The organism is Blastococcus sp. TML/C7B (assembly GCF_016612845.1).
In the GTDB taxonomy this organism is placed as follows: domain Bacteria; phylum Actinomycetota; class Actinomycetes; order Mycobacteriales; family Geodermatophilaceae; genus Blastococcus.
In genome coordinates, this window is sequence record NZ_JAEOAA010000002.1 from 395,815 (window position 1) to 420,895 (window position 25,081).

Annotated in this window: 26 protein-coding genes; 21 read left to right on the forward strand and 5 right to left on the reverse strand. The window is 74.5% G+C overall.

What is annotated here, in order from left to right; all coding sequences use genetic code 11:
• Window positions 1-89: 89 nt before the first annotated feature.
• From dop to pafA, 6 genes are all read left to right on the forward strand, one after another.
• Window positions 90-1,595, forward strand: a complete 1,506-nt coding sequence (gene dop, locus JKP76_RS14790; protein ID WP_207147022.1) for a depupylase/deamidase Dop — start codon at window positions 90-92, stop codon at window positions 1,593-1,595.
• Window positions 1,596-1,684: 89 nt separating this feature from the next.
• Window positions 1,685-1,894, forward strand: coding sequence for a ubiquitin-like protein Pup (locus JKP76_RS14795; RefSeq protein WP_200491701.1), 210 nt, complete (start codon window positions 1,685-1,687; stop codon window positions 1,892-1,894).
• Window positions 1,895-2,312: 418 nt separating this feature from the next.
• On the forward strand, window positions 2,313-2,681 hold the full coding sequence (locus JKP76_RS21285; protein WP_242472124.1) for an endonuclease VII domain-containing protein: 369 nt from the start codon (window positions 2,313-2,315) through the stop codon (window positions 2,679-2,681).
• The gene (prcB, locus tag JKP76_RS14805; RefSeq protein ID WP_200491703.1) at window positions 2,678-3,535 is read left to right on the forward strand and encodes a proteasome subunit beta; all 858 of its coding nucleotides are present in this window, start codon (window positions 2,678-2,680) and stop codon (window positions 3,533-3,535) included. The genes JKP76_RS21285 and prcB overlap by 4 nt, the downstream gene beginning before the upstream one ends.
• Before the next feature lie 2 nt (window positions 3,536-3,537).
• Window positions 3,538-4,419, forward strand: coding sequence for a proteasome subunit alpha (prcA, locus tag JKP76_RS14810; RefSeq protein ID WP_200491704.1), 882 nt, complete (start codon window positions 3,538-3,540; stop codon window positions 4,417-4,419).
• Between the two features lie 64 nt (window positions 4,420-4,483).
• Window positions 4,484-5,842 (forward strand): Pup--protein ligase, encoded by a 1,359-nt coding sequence (pafA, locus tag JKP76_RS14815; protein ID WP_200491705.1) that lies wholly within the window; start codon window positions 4,484-4,486, stop codon window positions 5,840-5,842.
• A gap of 118 nt (window positions 5,843-5,960) precedes the next feature.
• Here pafA and JKP76_RS14820 read toward each other — a convergent pair whose 3' ends face one another.
• Entirely contained in the window at window positions 5,961-7,094 is a 1,134-nt protein-coding gene (locus tag JKP76_RS14820; protein ID WP_200491706.1) for a DUF3866 family protein, read from the reverse strand.
• A 130-nt stretch (window positions 7,095-7,224) separates the two neighbouring features.
• Between JKP76_RS14820 and JKP76_RS14825 the strand changes: the two genes are divergently transcribed.
• The 8 genes from JKP76_RS14825 to JKP76_RS23560 all read left to right on the forward strand — a co-directional run bounded on the left by JKP76_RS14825 (window position 7,225) and on the right by JKP76_RS23560 (window position 14,925).
• Window positions 7,225-8,139 carry a WYL domain-containing protein gene (locus JKP76_RS14825; protein ID WP_309232999.1) on the forward strand — a complete coding sequence of 305 codons (915 nt, stop codon included), beginning with the start codon at window positions 7,225-7,227 and terminating at the stop codon, window positions 8,137-8,139.
• Window positions 8,136-9,122, forward strand: coding sequence for a YafY family protein (locus JKP76_RS14830; RefSeq protein WP_200491707.1), 987 nt, complete (start codon window positions 8,136-8,138; stop codon window positions 9,120-9,122). The genes JKP76_RS14825 and JKP76_RS14830 overlap by 4 nt, the downstream gene beginning before the upstream one ends.
• A gap of 9 nt (window positions 9,123-9,131) precedes the next feature.
• Window positions 9,132-9,338, forward strand: coding sequence for a hypothetical protein (locus JKP76_RS14835; protein WP_200491708.1), 207 nt, complete (start codon window positions 9,132-9,134; stop codon window positions 9,336-9,338).
• 63 nt (window positions 9,339-9,401) lie between these two features.
• Entirely contained in the window at window positions 9,402-9,734 is a 333-nt protein-coding gene (tatA, locus tag JKP76_RS14840) for a Sec-independent protein translocase subunit TatA (RefSeq protein ID WP_200491709.1), read from the forward strand.
• Window positions 9,735-9,814: 80 nt separating this feature from the next.
• Window positions 9,815-10,663, forward strand: a complete 849-nt coding sequence (gene tatC, locus JKP76_RS14845) for a twin-arginine translocase subunit TatC (protein WP_200491710.1) — start codon at window positions 9,815-9,817, stop codon at window positions 10,661-10,663.
• 198 nt (window positions 10,664-10,861) lie between these two features.
• Entirely contained in the window at window positions 10,862-11,569 is a 708-nt protein-coding gene (locus JKP76_RS14850; protein WP_309233000.1) for a diacylglycerol kinase family protein, read from the forward strand.
• 121 nt (window positions 11,570-11,690) lie between these two features.
• Window positions 11,691-14,528: an RNA helicase gene (locus JKP76_RS14855; protein ID WP_200491711.1), complete on the forward strand. Its 2,838-nt coding sequence runs from the start codon at window positions 11,691-11,693 to the stop codon at window positions 14,526-14,528.
• A 1-nt stretch (window position 14,529) separates the two neighbouring features.
• Window positions 14,530-14,925 carry a DUF4333 domain-containing protein gene (locus JKP76_RS23560; protein ID WP_200491712.1) on the forward strand — a complete coding sequence of 132 codons (396 nt, stop codon included), beginning with the start codon at window positions 14,530-14,532 and terminating at the stop codon, window positions 14,923-14,925.
• Window positions 14,926-14,935: 10 nt separating this feature from the next.
• Here the strand turns inward: JKP76_RS23560 and JKP76_RS14865 are convergent, their stop codons facing one another.
• On the reverse strand, window positions 14,936-15,844 hold the full coding sequence (locus JKP76_RS14865; protein ID WP_200492562.1) for a 5'-3' exonuclease H3TH domain-containing protein: 909 nt from the start codon (window positions 15,842-15,844) through the stop codon (window positions 14,936-14,938).
• Window positions 15,845-15,997: 153 nt separating this feature from the next.
• On the opposite strand from JKP76_RS14865, the gene JKP76_RS23565 reads away from it, so the two are divergent.
• The 4 genes from JKP76_RS23565 (at window position 15,998) to JKP76_RS14885 (ending at window position 19,314) form a co-directional block, all read left to right on the forward strand.
• Complete coding sequence (locus JKP76_RS23565; protein WP_309229705.1) at window positions 15,998-17,152, forward strand: Xaa-Pro peptidase family protein; 1,155 nt, start codon at window positions 15,998-16,000, stop codon at window positions 17,150-17,152.
• The gene (locus JKP76_RS14875) at window positions 17,127-17,603 is read left to right on the forward strand and encodes an Lrp/AsnC family transcriptional regulator (RefSeq protein WP_200491713.1); all 477 of its coding nucleotides are present in this window, start codon (window positions 17,127-17,129) and stop codon (window positions 17,601-17,603) included. The genes JKP76_RS23565 and JKP76_RS14875 overlap by 26 nt, the downstream gene beginning before the upstream one ends.
• Before the next feature lie 9 nt (window positions 17,604-17,612).
• Window positions 17,613-18,056 (forward strand): nitroreductase/quinone reductase family protein, encoded by a 444-nt coding sequence (locus JKP76_RS14880; RefSeq protein WP_200491714.1) that lies wholly within the window; start codon window positions 17,613-17,615, stop codon window positions 18,054-18,056.
• 94 nt (window positions 18,057-18,150) lie between these two features.
• Window positions 18,151-19,314, forward strand: a complete 1,164-nt coding sequence (locus tag JKP76_RS14885) for an Rv2578c family radical SAM protein (RefSeq protein ID WP_200491715.1) — start codon at window positions 18,151-18,153, stop codon at window positions 19,312-19,314.
• 25 nt (window positions 19,315-19,339) lie between these two features.
• Here the strand turns inward: JKP76_RS14885 and JKP76_RS14890 are convergent, their stop codons facing one another.
• On the reverse strand, window positions 19,340-20,194 hold the full coding sequence (locus JKP76_RS14890; protein ID WP_200491716.1) for a hypothetical protein: 855 nt from the start codon (window positions 20,192-20,194) through the stop codon (window positions 19,340-19,342).
• Between the two features lie 188 nt (window positions 20,195-20,382).
• Between JKP76_RS14890 and JKP76_RS14895 the strand changes: the two genes are divergently transcribed.
• A complete protein-coding gene (locus JKP76_RS14895) occupies window positions 20,383-21,243 on the forward strand; it encodes a 1-acyl-sn-glycerol-3-phosphate acyltransferase (protein ID WP_200491717.1) in 861 nt (286 codons plus the stop codon).
• A 12-nt stretch (window positions 21,244-21,255) separates the two neighbouring features.
• Here JKP76_RS14895 and JKP76_RS14900 read toward each other — a convergent pair whose 3' ends face one another.
• Entirely contained in the window at window positions 21,256-21,792 is a 537-nt protein-coding gene (locus tag JKP76_RS14900) for a GNAT family N-acetyltransferase (RefSeq protein WP_200491718.1), read from the reverse strand.
• Between the two features lie 630 nt (window positions 21,793-22,422).
• Between JKP76_RS14900 and lnt the strand changes: the two genes are divergently transcribed.
• Window positions 22,423-24,042: an apolipoprotein N-acyltransferase gene (gene lnt, locus JKP76_RS14905; RefSeq protein ID WP_309229702.1), complete on the forward strand. Its 1,620-nt coding sequence runs from the start codon at window positions 22,423-22,425 to the stop codon at window positions 24,040-24,042.
• A 41-nt stretch (window positions 24,043-24,083) separates the two neighbouring features.
• Window positions 24,084-24,566 (forward strand): FxsA family protein, encoded by a 483-nt coding sequence (locus JKP76_RS14910; RefSeq protein WP_200491720.1) that lies wholly within the window; start codon window positions 24,084-24,086, stop codon window positions 24,564-24,566.
• Between the two features lie 66 nt (window positions 24,567-24,632).
• Here JKP76_RS14910 and JKP76_RS14915 read toward each other — a convergent pair whose 3' ends face one another.
• A complete protein-coding gene (locus tag JKP76_RS14915; protein WP_200491721.1) occupies window positions 24,633-24,977 on the reverse strand; it encodes an RNA polymerase-binding protein RbpA in 345 nt (114 codons plus the stop codon).
• Window positions 24,978-25,081: the final 104 nt, after the last annotated feature.

Genomic DNA, 25,081 nt, shown 5'->3' on the forward strand with positions numbered 1-25,081 from the left:
GCGCACGCACGCACCGACGGCCCGGTCCCCGCACGGCGGGGGCCGGGCCGTCGCCGTCCCCGGGGCGCCGTCCGGCCTAGGGTTGGCTCATGAGCGTGCGGCGGGTCATGGGCACCGAGGTCGAGTACGGCATCTCCGTGCCGGGGGCGCCGACGGCCAACCCCACGACGCTGTCCAGCCAGGTGGTCAACGCCTGGTCGGTGGCCGAGGCGCCGACGCGCCGCCGACCGCGGTGGGACTTCGAGGAGGAGTCGCCGCTGCGCGACGCGCGCGGGTTCGACCTCACCCCGGCCCAGGCGCTGGACCACAACGACCTGGACGAGGACACCGGGATGGCCAACGTCATCCTGACCAACGGCGCGCGGCTCTACGTCGACCACGCGCACCCCGAGTACTCGACGCCGGAGGTGACCACCCCGCGCGACATCGTCCTCTGGGACAAGGCGGGGGAGCGGGTGATGGCCGAGGCCACCCGCCGGGCCGCGCTCGTGCCGGGCACCAGCCCCATCCAGCTGTACAAGAACAACACCGACGGCAAGGGCGCGTCCTACGGCGCCCACGAGAACTACCTGATGGACCGCCGGACGCCGTTCGTCGACATCATCCGCGGCCTGGTGCCCTTCTTCGTGACCCGGCAGGTGTTCGCCGGCGCCGGGCGGGTGGGCATCGGGGTGGAGAGCCGGACGCCGGGCTTCCAGCTCTCCCAGCGCGCCGACTTCTTCGAGGTCGAGGTGGGCCTGGAGACGACGCTGAAGCGGCCGATCATCAACACCCGCGACGAGCCGCACGCCGACGCCGACAAGTACCGCCGGCTGCACGTCATCATCGGCGACGCGAACCTGGCCGAGCTGTCCACCTACCTCAAGGTCGGGACGACGTCGCTGGTGCTGGCGATGATCGAGGCCCGGTTCCTGCCGCGCGACCTCTCGCTGGAGGAGCCGGTGGAGGCGCTGCGGGCGGTGAGCCACGACCCGTCCCTGACCTACCAGGTGCGGCTGCGCGACGGTCGGCGGATGACCGCGCTGGAGCTGCAGCAGTGCTACCTGGAGCTGGCGCAGAAGTTCGTCGCGCAGCACGGGGAGGGCGACGAGCAGACCGACGACGTGCTGCGCCGGTGGGCCGAGGTGCTCGAGGACCTCGCGATCGACCCGATGCGCTGCGCCGACCGGCTGGACTGGCCGGCCAAGCTGCGGCTGCTCGAGGGGTACCGCTCGCGCGACGGGCTCGCGTGGGGCGACTCCCGGCTCAAGCTGGTCGACCTGCAGTACTCCGACGTGCGCCCGGACAAGGGCCTCTACAACCGGCTCGTGGCGCGCGGCTCGATGCAGCGGCTGCTCACCGACGAGGAGGTGGACCGCGCGGTGGTGCACGCGCCGGAGGACACCCGCGCCTACTTCCGCGGCGAGTGCCTGCGCCGGTTCCCGGCCCAGGTCGCTGCCGCCTCCTGGGACTCGGTGGTGTTCGACCTCGGCCGGGACAACCTGGTGCGCATCCCGACCATGGAGCCGCTGCGCGGCACCCGCGAGCACGTGGGCGCGCTGTTCGAGGCCTCCGCGACGGCCCGCGACCTGGTGGACACGATCACCGGCCGGTGATCCACAGGCCCGTCCGCCGGCCCCCGGATGTCGCACCCGGCGGGTAGCTTCAGCCGCAGCAGCAGTTCCCACGACGGGAGGGGCAGGCCATGGCCACCAAGGACACCGGCGGGCAGCAGAAGGCGACGCGCTCGCGCGAGGAGACCGACGAGGTCGAGGCCTCGGTCGACACCGAGGCCGCCGAGCGGCGCCAGGAGATGAGCGACGACGTCGATTCCATCTTGGATGAGATCGACGAGGTCCTCGAGTCCAATGCCGAGGACTTCGTTCGCTCGTACGTACAAAAAGGGGGTCAGTGAACGATCTTGTTCCGTATCTCTCCCTCTGATGGAAACAAAATTCTGCCGCGATTGCGGTGAGGACCGGCCGATCGACGAGTTCACCCGGAACAAGAATTCACGCGATGGCTATGCCTTCTACTGCCGGGCTCATGCGCGCCGGCGGCATCGTGCGAGTCGTGACGACCGGGTCGGGCCCCCACGGCGTCGGCACCCTCGAGACATCGCTGTCCCCGCAGGGCACAAATGGTGCCCGGACTGCGGCGAAGTTCTGCCGTTCGAGTCCTTCGGTCGGAACGCCGCGTCAGCGACCGGCCGCGCCTCCTACTGCAAGCCGTGCCACAACGTCCGCGGACGAAAATCGAAGGATCTCGTCGGCGGTGAGCGGACCTACCACCTGAAGCGTCGGTACGGCATCACGGCTGAAGAAGCCGACGCGATGCTCGAGGCGCAGGGCGGGCTCTGCGCCATCTGCCGCGCCGCGCCGGCCGTCCATGTTGATCATGATCATTCGAGCGGGATCGTGCGAGCCCTGCTCTGCTTCAACTGCAATGGTGGGCTCGGCCAGTTCCGGGACGACCCCGTCGTCCTGCAGAGAGCCGTCTTCTACCTGCAGCACCACGCCCAGGAGCAGGCGATCGCCAGGCTCGTGGAGGCGTCAGCGGCGGAGGCCGATGCGGCCAGCCGCCCGGGGGAGCCGCCGGTAGGGTCGCAGCGACGCCCGGCGGCGCGCGGGACCAGCACGCGGAGCACCGGGCGGACCAGCGGTGCACGCCGGCGCGAGCAGGCGGGAGAGGGAGATGCGTGAACGACTCGTCGACCGGCCGGAGCGGCTTCCCGCCCGCCTACCTGGACCGGGTGGGCTCCTCGTTCACCGACTTCCTCGCCACTGCGGCGCCTGACCTCCTGCCCGGCCGCCGCCCCGTACCGACCGCGCCCGTGGGGGACCTCGCCCCGCACGGCACGACGATCGTGGCCGTCACCTACGACGGCGGCGTCCTCATGGGTGGCGACCGCCGCGCCACGATGGGCAACCTGATCTCCAGCCGGGACATCGAGAAGGTCTACCCGGCCGACTCCTACAGCGTGATCGGCATCGCCGGCGCCGCCGGCATCGCCATCGAGATGGTGAAGCTGTACCAGGTCGAGCTCGAGCACTACGAGAAGATCGAGGGCCTGACGATGTCCCTCGACGGCAAGGCCAACCGCCTCGCCGCGATGATCCGCGGCAACCTGGGGGCGGCGATGCAGGGCCTCGCCGTCGTCCCGCTGTTCGCCGGGTTCGACCTCGACGCCGCCGAGGGCAACGCCCCCGGCCGGATCTTCAGCTACGACGTGACCGGCGGGAACTACGAGGAGCGCGGCTACGCCGCCGTCGGCTCCGGCTCGCTGTTCGCGAAGAACTCGCTGAAGAAGACCTGGCGGCCGGGCCTGGCCGCAGGCAGCGCCACCCGCACCGTCGTCGAGGCGCTCTACGACGCCGCCGACGACGACTCCGCGACCGGCGGGCCCGACCCGGTGCGCCGGCTCTACCCGATCGTCTACCGGGTGGACGCCGAGGGTGCGGTGCGGCTGACCGACGCCGAGGTCGCCGCCGTCGCCGACACGATCGTCACCGAGCGGGCCGCCGCCGACAGCGGCACCACGACGCGGGAGGCCTGACCATGACCGTGCCGTACTACGCCTCCGCCGAGCAGGTCATGCGGGACCGCTCGGAGTACGCCCGCAAGGGCATCTCCCGCGGCCGCAGCGTCGCCGTCGTCACCTACGCCGACGGCGTCCTGTTCATCGCCGAGAACCCCAGCTCCACGCTGCACAAGGTGGGCGAGCTCTACGACCGCCTGGGCTTCGCCGCCGTCGGCCGGTACAGCGAGTTCGAGAGCCTGCGGGTGGCCGGCGTGCGGCTGGCCGACGTCCGCGGCTACTCCTACAACCGCCGCGACGTCACCGGCCGGGTGATCGCCAACGCCTACGCGCAGACCCTCGGCGCGATCTTCACCGAGCAGATGAAGCCCTACGAGGTCGAGCTCTGCGTCGCCGAGGTCGGCGACCGCCCCGAGACCGACCAGCTCTACCGGCTCACCTTCGACGGCTCGGTCGTCGACGAGCCCGACTTCGTCGTCATGGGCGGGCAGGCCGAGGCGGTCACCGGCCACCTGCGCCAGCACTTCCACCCGGGCATGGGCCTGGCCGACGCCCTCGAGGTCGGGGTCAGCGCGCTGTCCGCGGTCAGCCCGGTCACCGCCGGCGCCACGCACGGCGAGCGGACCCGGCTCACCGCCGCCCAGCTCGAGGTCGCGGTCCTGGACCGGCGACGCCCCAAGCGGGCGTTCCGCCGGATCACCGGGGCGGCGCTGCGCACGTTGCTGGGCGACGAGCCCACACCGGACGCCGTGGCCGACGCCCCCGCCACGCCCGCGCACGCCGCGAGCGTCCCGGAGCCGGGCACCCCGGCCGGCCTGGGCGACCCGGCCAACCCCGACACCGCCGGCGGGGCGCAGTTCGACGAGTACGACGACCACGACGAGGACGGCGGCGAGGGCTGAGCGCCCGGAGCGCCCGGTGCGCGCGCACCGGGCCTCTGTCCCTCCCGGCGCCTAGGCTCGACTCGTGGACCGACGGATCTTCGGGATCGAGACCGAGTACGGCGTCACGTGCACCTTCCGGGGGCAGCGGCGGCTGTCCCCGGACGAGGTCGCCCGCTACCTGTTCCGGCGGGTCGTCTCCTGGGGGCGCAGCTCCAACGTCTTCCTGCGCAACGGCTCCCGGCTCTACCTCGACGTCGGCAGCCACCCCGAGTACGCCACCGCCGAGTGCGACGACCTCGCCGAGCTGGTCGTCCACGACAAGGCCGGCGAGCGGATCCTCGAGGGGCTGATGGTCGACGCCGAGCAGCGCCTGGCCGAGGAGGGCGTCAGCGGCGACATCTACCTGTTCAAGAACAACACCGACTCCGCCGGCAACAGCTACGGCTGCCACGAGAACTACCTGGTCGGCCGGCACGGCGAGTTCGCCCGGCTGGCCGACGTCCTCATCCCCTTCCTGGTGAGCCGGCAGATCGTCGTCGGCGCCGGCAAGGTGCTGCAGACCCCGCGGGGCGCGGTGTACTGCGTCAGCCAGCGCGCCGAGCACATCTGGGAGGGCGTCTCCAGCGCCACCACCCGCTCGCGGCCGATCATCAACACCCGCGACGAGCCGCACGCCGACGCCGAGCGCTACCGCCGGCTGCACGTCATCGTCGGCGACTCGAACATGAGCGAGACGACGACGCTGCTCAAGGTGGCGATGACCGACCTGGTGCTGCGGATGATCGAGGCCGGCGTGCCCATCCGCGACATGACGCTGGAGAACCCGATCCGCGCCATCCGCGAGATCAGCCACGACATCACCGGCCGGCGCAAGGTGCGGCTGTCCAACGGCAAGGAGATGTCGGCGCTGGAGATCCAGCGGGAGTACCACGACCGCGCCCTGGAGTTCGCCGACCGCGAGGGCGTCACCCCCGTCCACCGGCAGATGCTGGAGCTGTGGGGGCGGGTGCTCAAGGCCGTCGACACCGAGGACCTCAGCCTCATCGACCGCGAGATCGACTGGGCCATCAAGCACAGCCTCATCGAGCGCTACCGGACCAAGCGCGACCTGCCGCTGTCCTCACCGCGCGTGGCCCAGATGGACCTCGCCTACCACGACATCAGCCGCACCCGCGGCCTCTACTACCTGCTCGAGCGGGCCGGCCAGGTGGAGCGGGTGACCCACGAGCCGCGGGTCTTCGAGGCCAAGAACGTGCCGCCCCAGACCACCCGGGCCAAGCTGCGCGGCGAGTTCATCCGCCGCGCCCAGGAGAAGCGCCGCGACTTCACCGTCGACTGGGTGCACCTCAAGCTCAACGACCAGGCCCAGCGCACCGTGCTGTGCAAGGACCCGTTCAAGTCCGTCGACGACCGCGTCGAGAAGCTCATCGCGTCTATGTGATCTGTGGTCCTCCGGACCACACCGCGGCCACGAGCCGTCCCCGGCCGCCGTTGAGCAGCTGCGTCGCGCCTGCGCGGACCCCTCCGGGGCCCACTCGGCACGACAGTCCGTGGTCGGGTCAGTCGTTCGGCACGGGCGTCGGTGGTCCCGTTTCGATGTCCTCTTCCGGAACGGACAGCGCGGCGTAGCGGCCGGCGGCGGCCGCGGCGAGGAAGTAGGCGCGCTCCTCGGGCATGCCGCGGCCCATCGTGCGCAGCGGGATGGGGGAGAGGCCGAGCGCGTCCTCGAGGCCGTCGGTGTCCACCCACACCACCGGGTTGCGGGCCGGCTGCCCGGCGAGGTCCTCGTCGACCTGGGCGCCGAGCTCCGAGCCGAGCCCGCGCGGGGCCACCAGCGTCACCCCGCCCAGGGCGACCCGGCCGAACGCGGTCAGCGAGTGGTGCGACACCCCGCGGTGCCGCGGCCGCGGGTCGGCGTCGGAGATGCGCAGGGCGCCGATCGCCTGCCCGCCGAGGACGGTGACGGCGTTGCACGCCTCACCGGCGGCGACGCCGGAGAAGCCCCACGGCGTGCCGGTGCCCAGGTTGCCCGGCCCCTGGGTGACGACGACGAGGTCGGCGCCGAGCACGTGCCGGGCGGCCAGCAGACCGGTGTGCACGGTGACCGCCTCGACGTCCCCGCCGAACGACTGGCCCACGGTGACGACGCCGGCCAGCGACTTGTGCAGGACGTCGATCGTCCGGGAGAAGCCGGCGGCGAGCGCTCCGCCGTCGGTCATCACGTAGGCGACCTTCAGGTCGGGGTCGGTGGCCAGCGCGCCGATGAGCACCGCCGGCAGCGCCGAGTGCAGATCGGCCACGACCACCGGCATCCCGTCCAGCGAGTCGGCCTCGGCGAGCGCGGCGTGGTGCTCGGTGTCCTGCTCGTCGACCCCCTGCACGGTCACCTGCAGCGGCGTGTAGCGGGCCTTGACCAGGTGACCGGGGCCGGTCGGGTCGGCCGGCAGCCGGTCGGGGACGGCGACGACGAGCGCGTAGCCGCCGGTGCCGAGGTTCTGCGCCCAGGCGGTCGTGTTGAGCAGCACGTCGTCGCCGACCTGGGGGACGCCGACCAGCGACGGGTAGGCCAGCGCGCGGACCTCGCCGTCCTCGGGCACCGCGACGGTCAGCTCCAGCGCGTCGCGCCAGCCGCGCCCCACGGCCGTCACCGCCCCGCGCCGCCAGCGGATGCGGGAGGGGACCGGAGAGCTCATGCCCGCAGGCTAGCCAGCGTCCCGGCGGACGGCCGGGTGGCCGCGGCCCACTAGCCTGGGTCCATGGCGGCCAAGCGGGCGGAACGACTGGTTCAACCTGGTCATCGCGCTGCTGAGCACCCGCCAGTACGTGACGGCGGCCCGCATCCGCGCGACGGTGCCCGGCTACGAGGCCGACGACGGCACCGACCGCGCCGACGAGGCGTTCAAGCGGATGTTCGAGCGGGACAAGGCCGAGCTGCGCGAGATGGGCGTGCCGCTGGAGACCGGCCGCACCAGCGTCTTCGACACCGAGGACGGCTACCGCATCGCGCGCGCCGACTACGAGCTGCCCGAGATCCAGCTGACCGGCGAGGAGGCCGCGGCCGTCGGCCTGGCGCTGCGGCTGTGGGAGTCCGCCCAGCTGGCCGGCGCCGCGCAGAGCGCGCTGGTGAAGCTCAAGGCGGCCGGCGTCGACGTCGACCCCGGCGGCGGCATCCCGCTGCAGCCGCGGCTGGACGCCGGCGAGGCGGCGTTCGAGCCGGTGTACGCGGCCGCCCGCGACCGCCGCGCCGTGGAGTTCGACTACCAGCGCCCCGACGAGGACGCCCCGGCCCGCCGGCACGTGCAGCCGTGGGGCGTCATCGCCTGGCACGGCCGCTGGTACCTCGGCGGGCTGGACCTCGACCGGCAGCAGCCGCGGGTGTTCCGGCTCTCCCGCGTGGTCGGCACGCCGCGGGCCACCGGACCGGGCGGCGCGTTCGAGCCACCGGCGGACCTGGATCTCGCCGGCATGGTCGCCAACCAGGTGGGCGGCCAGGAGCAGGTGGTCGTCGTCCGCGCCCGGCCCGGCACCGCCGTCGGCCTGCGCCGATGGGCCACGCCGCTCGGCCCGACCGAGGACGGTGCGGAGGACCGGCTGGAGCTGCGCAGCAGCCAGCCGTGGGGGCTGGCCGACCAGCTCGCCGCGCTGGGCGCCGACGTCGTCGTCGAGTCGCCTCCCGAGGTGCGCGAGGCCGTGATCGCCCGCCTCACCCGGCTCGCGGCGTTGGGGGCCCCGGCATGAGCACCACCAGCACGCCCGACCGGATGACCCGCCTGCTGGCCCTCATCCCGTACCTGACCGCCCGGCCCGGTGGCGTGCGGGTCCAGGAGGCGGCCCGCGACTTCGGCGTCACCGAGCGGCAGCTGCGCAGCGACCTCGAGCTGCTGTGGATGTGCGGCCTGCCCGGGCACGGGCCGGGGGACCTCATCGACCTGTCCTTCGAGGGCGACCGCGTGCACGTCACCTTCCCCGCCGGGATGGAGCGGCCGCTGCGGCTGACCACCGACGAGGCGGTCGCGCTGGTCGTGGCGCTGAAGACGCTGCTGGAGCTGCCGGGGCTGGCCGAGCGCGAGGCGGTCAGCCGGGCGCTGGCCAAGGTCTCCGCCGCCGCCGGGCACGCCGCCGAGGTCACGCCGGTCACGGTGAGCGTCGACGCGCGGGAGGAGACCCTCGCCGTCGTCCGCGACGCGCTGCAGCGCACCCGCGCCCTCCACCTGCACTACTACGTGCCCACCCGCGACGAGCGGACCGAGCGCACCGTCGACCCCATGCGGCTGCTGCTGGTCGACGGACGCTGGTACCTCGAGGCCTGGTGCCGGCGGGTCGAGGGCGTGCGGCTGTTCCGGCTCGACCGGGTGGACGACGTCGCCGTCCTCGACGAGCCGGCCGCGCCGCCGCCCGAGGCGCACGAGCGCGACGTCGAGGCCGGGGTGTACCAGCCCGAGCCGGGGTCGCCGGCCGTGCGGTTGCGGCTGTCCCGCCGCAGCCGGTGGGTCGCCGAGTACTACCCGGTCGACTCCGTCGCGCCCGTCGACGACCCGCCCGGGGGGCTCGCGGTGACCGTGCGCACCGCCGACCTCGCCTGGGCCCGCCGGCTGGTCGCCTCGCTGGGTGGCGACGCCCTGGTCGACGAGCCGGCCGGCCTGGCCGAGCAGGTCGCCGCCGACGCCCGGGCGGCCCTGGCCCGCTACGGGATCGACGCCCCGGGCAGCACCACCGGCTAGGGTCGCCCCGTGCTGCTGTGGGTCGTGTGGGGCGTCGTCGTGGTGCTGTCCGTCGTCGTCCTCGGCGCGCTGGCCTACGGCGTCCGCGGCGCCCAGGCCCGGCTGGCGCGCGAGGTCGCCGCCTTCGAGCGGGAGGTCCGGCCGCTGGCGGACCGGGTCGCGGCGACCGCCGAGCGGGCCGCCCGGACCGGCGACGGCCCGGCCGACCGCCTCTGACGGTGCGGGGGAGCGGCCCCCACCGGGCGTAGCATCACCCGGGAATCGACGTCTGGAGGACCAGTGAATCTCGGCCCGCTGGAGATCGGCCTGATCATCCTGGCCATCCTGCTGCTGTTCGGCTACAAGAAGCTCCCCGACGCCTCGCGCTCGCTCGGCCGCTCGCTGCGGATCTTCAAGGGCGAGATGAAGGGGATGAAGGACGATGACTCCGTGGGCGGGGGGCTCCGCGGGAAGGACCCGGCGCAGACCACCGTCCGCGGCGAGATCGTGACGCCCAGCGCTCCCACTGCCGAGGCCGAGGTGCTGGCCGCCGAGGCGCGCGCGGCCGAGCTGCGCGCCGCGGAGCTGCGGGCCCGCGTCGAGCAGGCGCGCGCGTCCGACCAGTCCCGCTGAGCCCTGCCCCGGGTCGGACGACGGTGAGCGAGGCGCCGCCGCGGCGCAGACGCCGCAGGGCTCGGAACCCCGAGGCGACGATGCCGCTGGTCGGGCACCTGACCGAGCTGCGGAACCGGATCGCCAAGGCCCTGGTGGCGCTGGCGCTCGGCACCGTCGTCGGTTTCCTCTGGTACGACCACGGCCTGCTCACCTTCCTCACCGAGCCCTACTGCGCCCTGCCCGGCAGCTTCCGCTTCCAGGGTGACGAGGACTGCCGGCTGGTGGTGCTCGACGTCTTCGGCGGCGTGCTGCTGCGGTTGAAGATCGGCCTGATCGCCGGCGCCGTCCTGTCGGCGCCGTTCTGGCTCTACCAGCTGTGGGCCTTCATCACCCCCGGGCTGCGGCGCAACGAGCGCCGCTACACCGTCGCCTTCGTCGCCTCGGCCACCGTGCTGTTCGCGGCGGGCGCGTTCCTCGCCTGGCTGACCCTGCGCAAGGGCCTGGAGCTGCTGCTCTCCCTGGCCGGCGACGAGGTGGCCTTCCAGCTCACCGCGCCGGACTACCTGGGCTTCGTCATCAGCCTGCTGGTGGCCTTCGGCCTGTCGCTGGAGCTGCCGCTGATCGCGGTCGCGCTCAACCTGGTGGGGATCCTCAGCTACGAGGTGCTGGCGAAGAGCCGGCGCTGGATCTTCTTCCTGACCATCGTGTTCGCCGCCTTCGTCACGCCGACGCAGGACCCGTTCACGATGCTGGCGATGGCCGGGCCGATGATCCTGCTGTTCGAGGTGGCCATCCAGATCGCCCGGTTCGTCGACCGGCGCCGCGCCCGCCGCGAGGCGGCCGAGAGCTTCGCCCACCTCGACGACGACGAGGCCTCCCCGCTGGACGCGCGGCCGTCGGCGCTCGACGAGCCGCAGGGTTCGTCGTCCGCCTCCGCCCGCCGCTGAGCGGGGCCGGGACCCGCGTGGACGTCGCCGTCCTCGTCAGCGCCGCCGCGGGCCGCGGCCGGGCGCGCGCGGTCGGGGACGGCGTCCTGCGGGAGCTGCGCGCCGCCGGGCTGGACCCGCACGTCCTGCCGGCCACCACGGCTGCCGACGCCGAGGAGCAGGCCCGCGCGGCGGTTGCCGCCCGTTGCCGCCGCGGTCGTGGCCGTGGGCGGGGACGGGACGGCGCACGCCGGCCTGCAGGCGGTCACGGGCACCGGCGCCGCGCTGGGGCTGGTGCCGGCCGGGACGGGCAACGACCTGGCGCACGCCCTCGGCGTGCCCACCGACCCGGCGGCCGCCGCGCGGGCGATCGCCGCGGACCTGGCGGCGGGGGAGGCCCGCACCCTCGACGCGGGCCGGGTCGGCGACCGCTGGTGGGCCACGGTGCTCTGCTGCGGCTTCGACTCCGCGGTCACCGACCGCGCCAACCGCCTGCGGTGGCCCCGTGGGCGCCGCCGCTACGACGTCGCCACGCTGCTCGAGCTGGCCCGGCTGCGGCCCTACCGGCTCACGCTGGGTCTCGACGGCGAGGTGCGGGAGGTGGCGGCGACGCTGATCGCCGTCGGCAACACCGCCTGGTACGGCGGCGGGCTGCCCGTCTGCCCGGGCGCCGACCCCGCCGACGGGCTGCTCGACGTGACCGTCGTCGGCCCGACCACCCGGCGCGAGCTGATCCGCACCCGGCCGCGGCTGGCCGACGGCACGCACGTCGACCACCCGTCGGTGTCGGTGTTCCGGGCGGCCCGCGTCGAGCTCTCCGGCGCCGCCGTCACGACCTACGCCGACGGCGAGCGGATCGCCCCCCTGCCGGTGACCGCCGAGTGCGTGCCCGGCGCCCTCCGCGTCGTCGGCGCGGGCCCGCGATGATCAGGTGACCTGATCATCGAGCGTCCTCCCTCACCGTGGGAGCTGAGGGAGGACGCGCCACGATCAGGGAACCTGATCGTGGCGGCGAGCCGCTCCCGGTCGACGGGCCTAACGTGGGGGCATGTCCAGCCCCGCTGAGCGGTACGCCGCTGCCCGGCGCCGGACGGCCCACCCGGCGCTCGCCGAGTTCACCGCCGAGCTGGGCTTCTCCCTCGACGAGTTCCAGGTCGAGGCGTGCGAGGCGCTCGACCGCGGCTCCGGCGTCCTGGTGTGCGCGCCCACCGGCGCCGGCAAGACGGTGGTCGGGGAGTTCGCCGTCCACAAGGCGCTGTCCGAGGGGCGCAAGGCGTTCTACACGACGCCGATCAAGGCGCTGTCCAACCAGAAGTACAACGACCTCGTCGAGCGCTACGGGCCCGAGCGGGTCGGCCTGCTCACCGGCGACAACGCGGTCAACGGGGACGCCCCGGTCGTCGTGATGACCACCGAGGTCCTCCGCAACATGCTCTACGCGGAGTCGCCGGCGCTGCACGGGCTGGGCTATGTGGTCATGGACGAGGTGCACTACCTCGCCGACCGGTTCCGCGGCGCGGTCTGGGAGGAGGTGATCATCCACCTCCCACCGTCGGTCACCCTGGTCTCGCTGTCGGCGACGGTCAGCAACGCCGAGGAGTTCGCCGACTGGCTGGTCACCGTCCGCGGCGACACCGAGGTCGTCGTCAGCGAGGTGCGGCCGATCCCGCTGTGGCAGCACATGCTCGTCGGCAACCGGGTCTTCGACCTGTTCTCGCTGCGCCCCTCCGCCCACGCCGCCGAGCACGGCGCGAGCCCGCGGCCGCTGTCCACCCGCGAGCGCGGCGCCTCGGTGGTCGACCCCGAGCTGGTCCGCTACGTCCGCGAGCACGAGCGGCGGATCGAGGGCTGGGGCGGGTCCGGCCGCCGCGAGTCCGCGCACAAGCCGCGGTACCGCCCACCGGCGCGCTCCGACGTCATCGAGCGGCTGGACAAGGCCGGGCTGCTGCCCGCGATCACCTTCGTGTTCAGCCGCAACGGCTGCGACGCCGCCGTGCACCAGTGCCTGATGAGCGGCCTCCGGCTGACCGACGAGGCCGAGCGCGCCGAGATCGCCGAGATCATCGACGAGCGCACCGGCTCGCTGCCGGAGGAGGACCTGCACGTCCTCGGCTTCTGGGAGTGGCGCGAGGGCCTGCTCGCCGGGCTCGCCGCCCACCACGCCGGCCTGGTGCCCGCGTTCAAGGAGACGGTCGAGGAGTGCTTCGTCCGCGGCCTGGTCAAGGCGGTGTTCGCCACCGAGACCCTGGCGCTGGGCATCAACATGCCGGCCCGCACCGTCGTCCTCGAGCGGCTGGTGAAGTGGAACGGCGAGGCGCACGTCGACGTGACGCCGGGGGAGTACACCCAGCTCACCGGACGGGCCGGGCGGCGCGGGATCGACGTCGAGGGGCACGCCGTCGTGATCTGGGCGCCGGGCATGGACCCCTCCGTCGTCGCCGGCCTGGCCAGCACCCGCACCTACCCGCTGAAGTCCAGCTTCCGGCCCAGCTACAACATGGCGGTCAACCTGGTCGGCTCGTTCGGCCGTGCGCGCGCCCGCGAGCTGCTGGCCTCCTCCTTCGCCCAGTTCCAGGCCGACCGGTCGGTCGTCGGGCTGGCGCGGGCCGCCGCGCGCCACGAACGGGACGCCGAGGTGTTCGCCCGCGACATGCACTCCGACCGCGGCGACGTGGGGGAGTACGCCCGCCTGCGCCGGGAGATCTCCGACCGCGAGAAGGAGCTCTCCCGCGACACGCAGGCCAAGCGGCGGATCGAGGCCGCCGACGCGCTGGCCGCGCTGCGCCCCGGCGACGTCATCCGGGTGCCCTCGGGCCGCCGGCAGGGACTGGCCGTCGTGCTGGACCCGGGCGTCACCGACCTCGCCGAGCCGCGCCCCCTGGTGCTCACCGAGGACAAGTGGGCCGGCCGGCTGTCGACCATCGACTTCCCGACGCCGGTGTCGTCGCTGGCGCGGGTGCGGGTGCCGAAGAACTTCAACCACCGCAGCCCGCACGCCCGGCGCGACCTCGCCTCGACGCTGCGCAACGCCCGCGTCGAGCACGACCTCGGCGCCCGGAAGGTGGGCAAGGGCCGCTCGGCGGCCGCCGACGACCCGGTGCTCGCCGACCTGCGGGCCGCGCTGCGCCGGCACCCGGTGCACCAGCTGCCCGACCGCGAGGACCGGGTGCGGGTGGCCGAGCGCTGGCTGCGCGCGGTCCGGGAGGCCGACGGGCTGCACCGGACGATGGCCGAGCGCACCGGCTCGCTGACCCGGCAGTTCGACGCCACCTGCGACGTGCTCGAGGAGCTGGGCTACCTGGTGCCCGAGCCGGCGCAGCTGGTCCCCGCCGACACCGCGGTCATCGGTGCGGCGGACGACACCCCGGTGGTCACCGACGACGGCCGCCGGCTGGCCCGCATCTGGTCCGAGGCCGACCTGCTCGTCGCCGAGTGCCTGCGGGCCGGCGCCTGGCGCGGGCTGAACGCCGCCGAGCTGGCCGCGGCCGCCTCCACCGTGGTCTTCGAGGCCCGCCGCGACCTGGTCTCGCTGCCCGCCATCCCGTCCGGGAAGGTGACCGAGGCCGTGGCCCGGATGCGGCAGGTCAAGGCCCGGCTCTCCGACGTCGAGGCCGCCCACGGCGTGCGGGTCACGCGCGACCTGGACCTCGGGTTCGCGTGGGCGGCGTACCGGTGGGCCGACGGGCAGAGCCTGGACCGCGTGCTGGCCGGGGCGGAGCAGGCCGGCACGGAGCTCTCCGGCGGCGACTTCGTCCGCTGGGCGCGCCAGCTGATCGACCTGCTCGACCAGGTGGCGAAGGTCGCAGACGACGCGGTGGCGTCGGTCGCCCGCGCCGCCGTCGGCAGGATCCGGCGCGGGGTCGTGGCCGTCGCGGTGGGGGGCTGAGGTGGCCTCCGTCGACGGACCGGAGGCGGGCGGCGGGACGGCCGACCCCGACCTCGCGCACGAGCCGGCCGCCGCGGCGCGGCAGCGGCGCTCCCGCGGGCGCTTCTACGGCGGCGTGCTGGTCATCGGGCTGCTCGTGGTGCTGGCCCTGGCGCTGAGCCGCTGGCTCGGGCTCGGCCCCACGCTGCTGGACCCCGACCGGGTGGAGCGGGACGTCGCGACGCAGTTCGAGGAGCGCTACGACGTCGGCGTCGACATCGACTGCCCGCACGGCATGGAGGTCGTCGAGGGCCGCGACTACGAGTGCGACGCCGAGACCGACGACCACGAGGACCTCGAGCTGGTCATCACCATCACCGACGAGGACGACGCCGCCTACACCTGGGACGTCGACTGAGCCCGGCGCCTCAGCCGGCCGGCCAGCCCAGCGCCGCCCCGAGGCGGCCGAGCGAGGACTGCAAGCCGTGCCGCTCGGCCAGCTCGGCGAGGGCGTCGGGGTCGGCGGGGGAGCGGGGCAGGTCGCCGTCGACCGCGGGCAGGTCGATGTCCGTGGCGACGGCGACCACCACGGGGGCGCGGTCGAGGTAGTCGCCGGCCGCGTGCATCTTCTTGAGCACCGCCGCGGTGAGCGGCGGCCTCGGCACGACGGTGCGCGCGACCGCGGCCCGGATGCCGGCGAGGTCGCCGAACTCGCCGATGAGCGCGGCAGCGGTCTTGGCGCCAACCCCGCTCACGCCGGGCAGGCCGTCGCTCGGGTCGCCGCGGAGCACCGCGAAGTCGGCGTACGCGCGGCCGGGGATGCCGTACTTCGCGGCGACGGCGGCCTCGTCGACGCTCTCGATGTCGGCGATGCCGCGGTTCGTGTACAGCACGCGCACGCCGCGTGCGTCGTCGACGAGCTGGAACAGGTCGCGGTCGCCGGTGACGATGTCGACGGGGCCACGGGCGCGGGTGGCGAGCGTGCCGATGACGTCATCGGCCTCGTAGCCGGGTGCGCCCACGCGGGCGATCCCGGCGGCGGCGAGCACGTCGATCAGGACCGGCACCTGCCGCGCCAGCTCGTCGGGGGTCTCCTCGCCGCCCTCGGGTGCCACCCGGTGCGCCTTGTACGAGGGCAGCGCCTCGACGCGGAAGGCGGGGCGCCAGTCGTCGTCCCAGCAGGCGACGAGCCGGTCGGGGCCGTGCGCGGTCAGCAGCCGGGCCGTCATGTCCAGGAACCCGCGCACCGCGTTGATGGGGCGGCCGTCGGGCGTGGTCACGCTGGTGGGGACCCCGTAGAACGCGCGGAAGTAGAGCGAGGCGGCGTCCAGCAGCATCGTCGTCACGAGTTCACCTCGCCGGCGCTGGTCGCTCTTGTGCCGATCCGTGCTCTGTTCTCGGGTGATCTCGCAAGCTCGCTCACGCCCGCGCACGCTAGCCGCCGGCCGGGACGTGCGGAGCCGCCCCGGGGCCGCGGTTAGTCTGCGCGCGTGGCAACCGCATCCGTTCCGCGGCGCACCGGCCCGCTCGTGACCGTGGACCGGGTGCACGCCGCCCGCGCCCTGGCCGCCGGCTCGGGCACCGACCTGCTCGTGCTCACGCCGGGGTCGGACCTGCGCTACCTCACCGGCTACGACGCGCACGCCATGGAGCGGCTGACCGCCCTGGCCGTGCCGCGCGAGGGCGAGCCCTTCCTCGTCGTCCCGCGGCTCGAGGCGCCGATGGTCGAGGTCAGCCCCGCGGGCGCCCTGGGCCTGGAGGTGCTCGCCTGGGACGAGACGCAGGACCCGTTCGCACTGCTCGCCGACGCCGCGACGGCGCGGCTCGGTACGGCCCCCACCCGCGTGGCCGTGGGTGCCCGCACCTGGGCCGAGCACGCCCTGGGCGTGCAGCGCGCGCTGCCCGGTTCGGCGCTCGAGCTGGCCGGCCCGGTGCTGGACCGGCTGCGGATGGTCAAGACACCCGCGGAGGTCGAGGAGCTCGCCCTGGCCGGCGCCGCGATCGACCGGGTGCACGCCCGCATGGCCGAGTTCCTGACCGTCGGCCGCACCGAGGCGGCCGTGGGCGCGGACATCGCCGCGGCGATCCTCGAGGAGGGGCACGTCGGCGTCGACTTCACGATCGTGGGGTCGGGGCCGAACGGCGCCAGCCCGCACCACGAGCTGTCCGACCGCACGATCGAGGCGGGCGACGTCGTCGTCGTCGACATCGGGGGTGAGACCGCGACCGGCTACCGGTCGGACTGCACCCGCACCTACGTCGTCGGCGGCAGCGCCGCTGCCGACGTCGCCGAGTGGTACGGCGTCCTGCACGCCGCGCAGCAGGCTGCGGTCGCCGTCGTCCGCCCGGGGGTGACCGCCGAGCAGGTGGACGCCACGGCCCGGCAGGTCATCGCCGATGCCGGCTGGGGCGAGCACTTCATCCACCGCACCGGGCACGGGATCGGGCTGGACTCCCACGAGGCGCCGTACCTCGTCGAGGGCAACGACCTGCCGCTGGAGCCGGGCATGGCGTTCTCGATCGAGCCCGGCATCTACCTGCCGGGGCGCTGCGGCGCCCGCATCGAGGACATCGTGGTGTGCACCGACGACGGTGTCCGCTCGCTGAACGTCGGTCCGCGTGAGCTCGTCGAACTCCCCGGCTGACAACGGCGCGCCGCCCGCGGGGGACGTGGACCGCGCGCTGCTCTCGGCGTTGGCCCGGGACGGGCGGGCGAGCTACACCGAGCTGGCGGAGCGGGTCGGGCTGTCGGTGTCCGCGGTGCACCAGCGGGTGCGCCGGCTGGAGCAGCGCGGGCTGATCACCGGCTACCGGGCGAGCCTGGACCCCAAGCTGCTGGGCCTCCCGCTCACCGCGTTCGTCTCCATCTCGCCGATCGCCGCGCAGACGGAGGACCCCCCGGCGCTGCTGGCCCATCTGCCGGCGATCGAGGAGTGCCACGCGGTCGCGGGGCAGGAGAGCTACATCCTCAAGGTGCGCGTGGCCTCGCCCGACGCCCTGGAGGTGCTGCTGCGGGAGATCCGGACGACGGCGAACGTCTCCACCCGCACGACCGTCGTGCTCTCCACCGTGTTCGAGGACCGGCCTCCGCTCTAGCCTGCGCGCATGGCCGGACACGTCCTGACCAACCGCGTGGTCAACCCGGTGCTGCGGCCGCTGCTGAAGGGCCGCCCGGGACGTCGGCTCGGCCGCCGCCTGGCCGTGCTCCGCTACACCGGCCGGCGCACCGGGCTGGATCACGAGCTGGTCTGCCAGTACGTGCGGTCGGGGCCGACGGCGTGGGTGCTGGTCGGGCGGCCCGAGGCCAAGACCTGGTGGCGGAACCTGCGCGAGCCCCAGGAGGTCGACCTCTGGCTGGCCGGGGAGCACCTGCGGGCACGGGCCGTCGCCGTCGTCGGCGCGGAGCGGCCGGACGAGGTCGCGGCAGGGCTCACCACCTACCTCGCCGGGGCGCCGGCCGCCCGGCGTGCGCTGGGGCTCCAGCCGGACAGGTCGGCGGCGGACGTGGCCCGCGGGGTCTGCCTGGTCCGCGTCGACCTCGAGCCCTGACGGCCGCGCGAACCCTGACGGCGGCGCGGACCCTCGTCGCGCGGCGCACCGACCGGACTGGACATCGATTCGAACACGTGTTCGTATGGATGCCATGCGGTGGGACGCACAGCGGCTCGACGTCGAGGACACCTCGACGCTGCCCGGCATGCCGAGCATCCGCGGCCTGCTGCGGAGCGTGCGGGTGCCGGAGTTCCCCGGCCTGACCTTCCACGAGGTGCGGTCCCGCTCGGCGCTCAACCGCGTGCAGGGCGACTCCGCGATGCCGTTCCCGTGGACGATCAACCCCTACAGGGGTTGCTCCCATGCATGTGTCTACTGCTTCTCTCGCAAGACGCACGAATGGCTCGAGTTCGACTCCGGGCGGGACTTCGACGCCCAGGTCGTCGTGAAGACCAACCTGGTCGAGGTGCTGCGCCGCGAGCTGGCCCGGCCGTCGTGGACGCACGAGCACGTCGCGCTGGGCACGAACACCGACCCCTACCAGCGGGCGGAGGGGCGGTACCGGCTCATGCCGGGGGTGATCGAGGCGCTGGCCGGGTCGGGGACGCCGTTCTCCATCCTCACCAAGGGCACGTTGCTGCGGCGGGACGTGCCGCTGCTCGTCGAGGCCGCGGGGCAGGTGCCGCTCGGGCTCGGCGTCTCGATGGCGATCTGGGACGACGAGCTGCACACCGCTCTGGAGCCGGGAGTGCCGACACCCCGGGCGCGGCTGGACCTCGTGCGGGCGCTCGCCGACGCCGGACTGCCGTGCGGCGTCTTCCTCGCGCCGGTGCTGCCCGGCTTGACCGACGACGAGGAGTCGCTCGACACGGCCCTCGGGGCGATCGCCGCGGCCGGCGCGACCGGGGTGACGGTCATCCCGCTGCACCTGCGCCCGGGCGCCCGCGAGTGGTTCATGGCCTGGCTGCGCGCCGCGCACCCGGAGCTGGTGCCGCGCTACGAGCGGATGTACGCCCGCCGCGCCTACGTCTCGGCCGAGTACCGCACCTGGCTGGCCGCCCGCGTCGCGCCGCTGCTCGCCCGGCACGGCCTGGACCGGCAGTCCGGGGGAGCGGCGCGCGGGGTGGATCCCGCCATCGCCACCGGCGTCCCGGGCGACGAGGAGGTCGGGTTCCCGGCGGGCAGCCTGCCGTCCGGCGGGATGCCCGGCGTCCGGCCGAAGGACCGGACGGCGACCCCTGCCGCAACGGAGAAGCCGGAGCCCGGGCGGCCCCGCGAGTCCGAGGAGGCCGGCGAGCAGCTGTCCCTGCTGTGAGGTCGACGGCCCGAGCGACCGGCGCTCAGCCCGCCCGGCGGGACACCCGCGAGGACCGCGCCACCGACCGCCCGGCGCGCACCACGCCACGGGCACCGACCGGCGTCGCCCCGGCGGCCAGCGCCAGCCGGCGGTAGGAGTCGTAGGACAGCTCGCGGTACGCGGCCGCCAGCTCCGCCGCGGCGCCCTCGCGCGACGGGGGAGCGGTGGCCCGAAGGTGCTGCGCCGTGCGGCCGGCGTGCTTGGCGAAGGTCACCTGCAGCGCCTGGTTGGACAGCCGCCCGCCGACCCGGGAGTCGAGCCCCGGACCTCGCCGGAGCGCTGGCAGCACCCACGGGCTCGCCGCCAGCGCGGGGTAGCGCTCCCGCACCGCCTCCCAGGCGTGCCACGCGGTCAGCGCACCGGGGACCGACCACTCGCCGTCGTCGGTCCGGAGCACCAGCCGGCGCGTGCCGGCGTGGACCTGGTCGCGGCGCAGCGAGCGGAACACGCCCACCGGAGCCGGCCACGCGAGCGCGAGCGCGCACCAGGCCACCGCCCGGACGTGCTCGGGATCGGTCCCGCGGAGTTCGGTGAGCGGGCGCAGCTCCAGCCGCAGGGGAGTGGGCTCGGGGGTCGGCGTCCGGGTCAGCGCCAGTCCGCCGTACCGGGCGACCTTGCTGTAGAGCGCCACCGTGGCCGGCTTCCAGCCGCGGGCCGCCGCGAGCGGATCGAGCCCGGTCCCGGCCAGCTGGTCGGGACCCAGACCCAGCTCGAGAGCGGCGTCCGCGAGCCGGCGCCACTGCGCCTCGTACCCCGGCGGGACCGGCCACCGGCGCCAGGCCAGCTCGACCGGGGGAGCCGGCATGTCCGGCAGGGGCTGCTGCCATGCGCGCGCCATGACGGGACACTACCGTTATCCCCAACAATAATGCACCTTGTCGCTTGTCGTCATCTGCCGTCGTCGAGTGACGCCGCCCTCCGGGCGGCGTGTCACCAGAGAACCGGGAGCCACGACGGCCGTTCGGGTACTCCGGCGGCCCGGAGACCACCCGGGCGGCGGGCCGCCGGGTTGGTTAGGGTCCGCTCATGTACACCGCGAGCTGGCGCGACGTCGTACGTGGAGACCTGTTCGGCGCCTCGCCGGACCGCCGGGACCGGCCCTACCGGTTCGTGATCCGGATGTGCCTGGTCGTCTTCCACCTGTTCCGCTTCCGCTTCGACGTCCGCGGGGCGCAGCACGTCCCCGCCAGCGGCGGCGCGATCATCTGCAGCAACCACGTCAGCTTCTTCGACTTCACGTTCCTCGGACTGGGGGCGATCTCCCAGCACCGGCTGGTGCGTTTCATGGCGAAGTCGGCCGTCTTCGGCCACTGGTTCGCCGGCCCCTTCATGCGGGCGATGAAGCACATCCCGGTCGACCGCAAGGCCGGCGCGGCGGCGTTCGAGTCCGCCGTCCGCGCGCTCAAGGACGGTGAGGTCGTCGGCGTCTTCCCCGAGGCGACCATCAGCCGCAGCTTCACGGTCAAGGACCTCAAGGCCGGCGCCGCCCGCATGGCCATCGACGCGAACGTGCCGATCATCCCGGCCGCCGTCTGGGGCGGGCACCGCGTCGCCACCAAGGGGCACAAGGTGCAGCTGCGCCGCGGCGTCCCCGTGATGGTGTTCCTGGGCGAGCCGATCGTCCCGGAGCCGGGGGAGAAGGTGCAGCCGCTGCTGCGTCGGACCCGGGCCGCGATGGAGGCGCTCCTCGACGAGGCCCAGCGCGCCTACCCCGACCAGCCGGCCGGCCCCGAGGACACCTGGTGGCTGCCCGTCCACCTCGGCGGCACCGCGCCCACGCCGGAGGAGGCCGCCGTCGCCGACTCCGCCCGCGCCGCCGGCGAGGGGCCGAAGCCGGCCAAGAAGACGCTGGTGCAGCGCGTCGGCGTCCTGCTGCGTCGTCGCTGAGCCCGACCGCCGCTACTCCACGACGACCGGCGCCATGAGCCGGAACGCCTCCAGCTCGACGTCGTACCAGCGGGTCATCCGCCCGAGCGGCGTCATGCCCAGCCTCCGGCACACCGCCAGCGACGGCTCGTTGCCCGGTCGGACCACGGCGTAGACCTCGGGCACCCCCACGGCGAAGGCGCGCTCGATGACGGCCTGCGCCGCCTCGGTCGCGTACCCGTGCCCCCAGGAGTCGGGGTGCAGGTGCCAGCCGACCTCGACCTCACCTACACCCTGAGGGAGCGGCTTGAGCAGGATCGTCCCGGCTGGGCGGTCGGCAGCGTCCCGCGGTTCGATCGCCCAGCAGCCGAACCGGTCGTCCGCCGCGCGCACCGCCGCCCAGCGCGCGACCAGTTCCGCGGGCGACACGGTCGGCGGACCGCCCAGCCACCGGGTGACCTCGTCGCGCCCGTAGATGTCCGCCAGCCGGGAGAGGTCGGCCGGCGAGGTGGTCCAGGGGCGCAGTCGCAGCCGCCGGCTCTCCAGCGGTGGAGTGGAATCGCCGTCCATGCCGGAGCCGCTACCCCTGCCCCGGGCGGCCCGACACCCGGTCGGTGCCACCCTGGACGTCGAGCGGGCCCGGCACCCTGGGACGCGAATGATCCCTGCGCGGTAACGATCCGGTCACGGTGCCTCCCATGACCACCGTAGGTATTCGAATGGGCGCGGAGTGTCCTTACAGTCCCTGCAGTTCCACACCGGGAGCACCGCGTCGTGACTTCCCGGATCGAGCGTGCGGGCCCTCCGGCCGGCGCGGCGGACCCCCGGGTCCTCGCGCGGACCGGGCTGCGAGGACCCGGCGTGAGATCGGGGGAGGACGACCGGGACACCCGGCGGGATCTCCCACGGAGCGCGTCATCAGACAACGGTCGCGCCGCGCGCAGCCAGCGCCCGGCCGTCCGGCCCGAAGTCGCGCCACCGGGGGAGACGACCGCCGGCGCGACCAGGCTGGTGAGCCGCTCCGGCACGGCCGGGGGCCCGGGCGATGTCGCCGGCCCCCGGGGGAGCGGAGGTGGGATGCTGGGTCAGGGCCGCGGCGAGCGCAGCGGTCCCGACCCCCCGTCCGACCGGTGCGGGGCACCCCCCGGCTCCTGGGACCACCCCGGTCGCAGCCGGGACGACCGTCCCGGGAGGGCGCGCGTGGCCGCAGCACCTGGGGCGCTGCTGCGAGCCGCGCCCGAGCCGGACGGCGACCCCGCCGCGCGCGCCGGCAGCCGCTGGCCGTGGCGGACGCTGCTGGCTGCCCTGGGCGGACTGGCCACGTGCCTGGCGTTCCCCGGCGCCGCCCTCGTCCCGCTGGCCGTCCTCGGGCCGGCCGCGCTCGCACTCTCCGTCCACGGGCGCAGCGCCCGCGGTGGGTTCTGGCTCGGACTGGTCCTGGGTCTCGGCTTCTTCGTCCCGCTGCTGTCGTGGACCGGCGTCTACGTCGGGCCCTTCCCGTGGCTCGCGCTCGCGGTGTTCGAGGCGCTGCACCTCGGCCTGCTCGGCGCCGCCACGGCATTGACCTCCCGGCTGCGCTGGTGGCCGCTGTGGGCGGCGGCCCTCTGGGTGGCCGACGAGGCGCTGCGCGGCCGGTTCGTCCTCGGCGGGTTCCCCTGGGGTCGGCTCGGGTTCAGCCAGACCGACGGCCCGCTGCTCTCCTTCGCCGCGTACGGCGGGGTGCCGTTCGTCGGCTTCGCCGTCGCCCTGATCGGCACGCTGCTCGCCGCGGCCGTCCTCGCCGCGGTCCGGATCCGCCGCTCCACCGGGAGCGGGCGGCGCGCGGCCGCCCGGTCCCTGGCCGGCGCCCTGGCCGCGGCGGTGGCCGTCCCGCTGCTCGGTGCCCTGGCCTGGCTGCCCCTGCCCGGCGCATCGCTCACCGACGGCGGGCCCACGGCCACGGTCGCGGTCATCCAGGGCGACGTGCCGCGCGCGGGCCTGGACTTCAACGCCCAGCGCCGGGCCGTGCTGGACAACCACGTCCAGCGCACGCTGGAGCTGGCGGACGCCGTCCGGGCGGGGGAGCAGCCGCAGCCCGACGTCGTCCTGTGGCCGGAGAACAGCTCCGACATCGACCCCTACCGCAACGACGACGCCGCCGCGCAGATCGACCGGGCGGCCCGGGCGATCGATGCCCCGATCCTGGTCGGGGCGGTCGTCCAGGGGCCGGGCCGCTTCATCAGCAACACCGCGATCGTCTGGGACCCCGAGGAGGGGCCGGGGGAGACCTACGTCAAGCGGCACCCCGTCCCGCTCGGCGAGTACGTGCCGGCCCGCAGCTTCTTCCGGTTCTTCAGCGCCGACGTCGACCGGGTCACCGACCAGAAGGCCGGCGACGAGCCGGGGCTGCTCGACATCGGCGGCATCCGCGTCGGCGACCTCATCTGCTTCGAGGTGGTCTACGACGGGCTGGTCTCCGACGTCGCGGGCGCGGGGATGCTCGTCGTGCAGACCAACAACGCCACGTTCGGCTACACGGCCGAGAGTGAGCAGCAGCTGGCCATGAGCCGGCTGCGGGCGGTCGAGCACGGCCGCACGGTGGCCGTGGTCGCCACGAGCGGGATCTCGGCCGTCGTCGCCCCCGACGGCACCGTCGTCCGCTCCTCGGAGCTGTTCACCCCCGACGTCTTCGTCGAGGAGATCGCCCAGCGCGACTCCCGCAGCGTGGCGAGCCGACTGGGCGCCGCTCCGGAGTGGGCGCTCACGGCGCTCGGCCTGGCCGCGCTCGGCGCGGCGCTCGTGCAGCGGCGGAAGTTCCGCGCCGCCGCGGGAGCACCCTGAGCCCGTCGAGCGTTGGACCTCCCGTGGGACGACGACTGCGCATGGCTGCTGGGCTCCTCGCACTGGCCGAGGTGATCGTCTTCGTGCTCGTCGCGCAGTGGATCGGCGCGGGGCTCACGGTGCTCGCGGCGCTGGCCACGAGCGCGCTGGGCTGGGCGCTGCTGGCCCGCCAGGGCACCAAGGCGCTGACCGAGCTGCGCGAGAGCGCCCGCACCCGCCGCGCGTCCGCGGGGCGCGAGCTGGGCGACGCCGGGCTCATCGCCGTCGGCGGGTTGCTCATGGTGCTGCCCGGGTTCATCGGTGACGTGCTCGGCCTGCTCTGCCTGCTGCCCGGCACCCGGTCCCTGGTCCGGGCGCTGCTGGTCCGGCTCATCTCCTCCCGGCTGCCGGTCGGGATGCGCCCGCCGGTCCGCGTGGACAGCGTCCGGACGGCGCAGATGCCCCGCCGGGACGACGTCCGCACCTCACCGCTGGTGATCGAGGGCGAGGTGCTCCGCGGCCCCGACGGGCGCCCGCTGAGCTGACCCCGGACGCAGAACGGCCCCGGTGGGAGATCCCACCGGGGCCGTTCCGTCGTTCGTGCTCAGCTGTCAGCTGGCGCGGGTCCGCCGGCCGCGCAGCACCTCGAGGCGCTCGGCCAGGACCTCCTCGAGGTCCTCGACGGAGCGGCGCTCGAGCAGCATGTCCCAGTGGGTGCGCGGGGGCTTGACCTTCTTGGGTGCCGGCTCGGAGCCGCCGACCAGCTTGGCGGCAGCGCCGTCGAACTTGCACTCCCACGTGTCGGGAAGCTCGGCGTCGTCGGCGAACGGCACCGTGAACAGGTGGCCTGACGGGCACTTGTACTCGGCGTACTGGCGCTCGATGGGCGCAGTGTTCCGTTCGGTCTCGTAGCTGACGCTGCCCAGTCGGCTGCCGCGCAGGGAACGCTCGCCCATTGCACACCGTCCTCTCGTACGTGGTGTCGGTTCAGGACTCGACTCCGGTCCGCGGGCCATACCCACGAGCCGGGGAGTCACAGAGATGAACGACAGAATTGGCG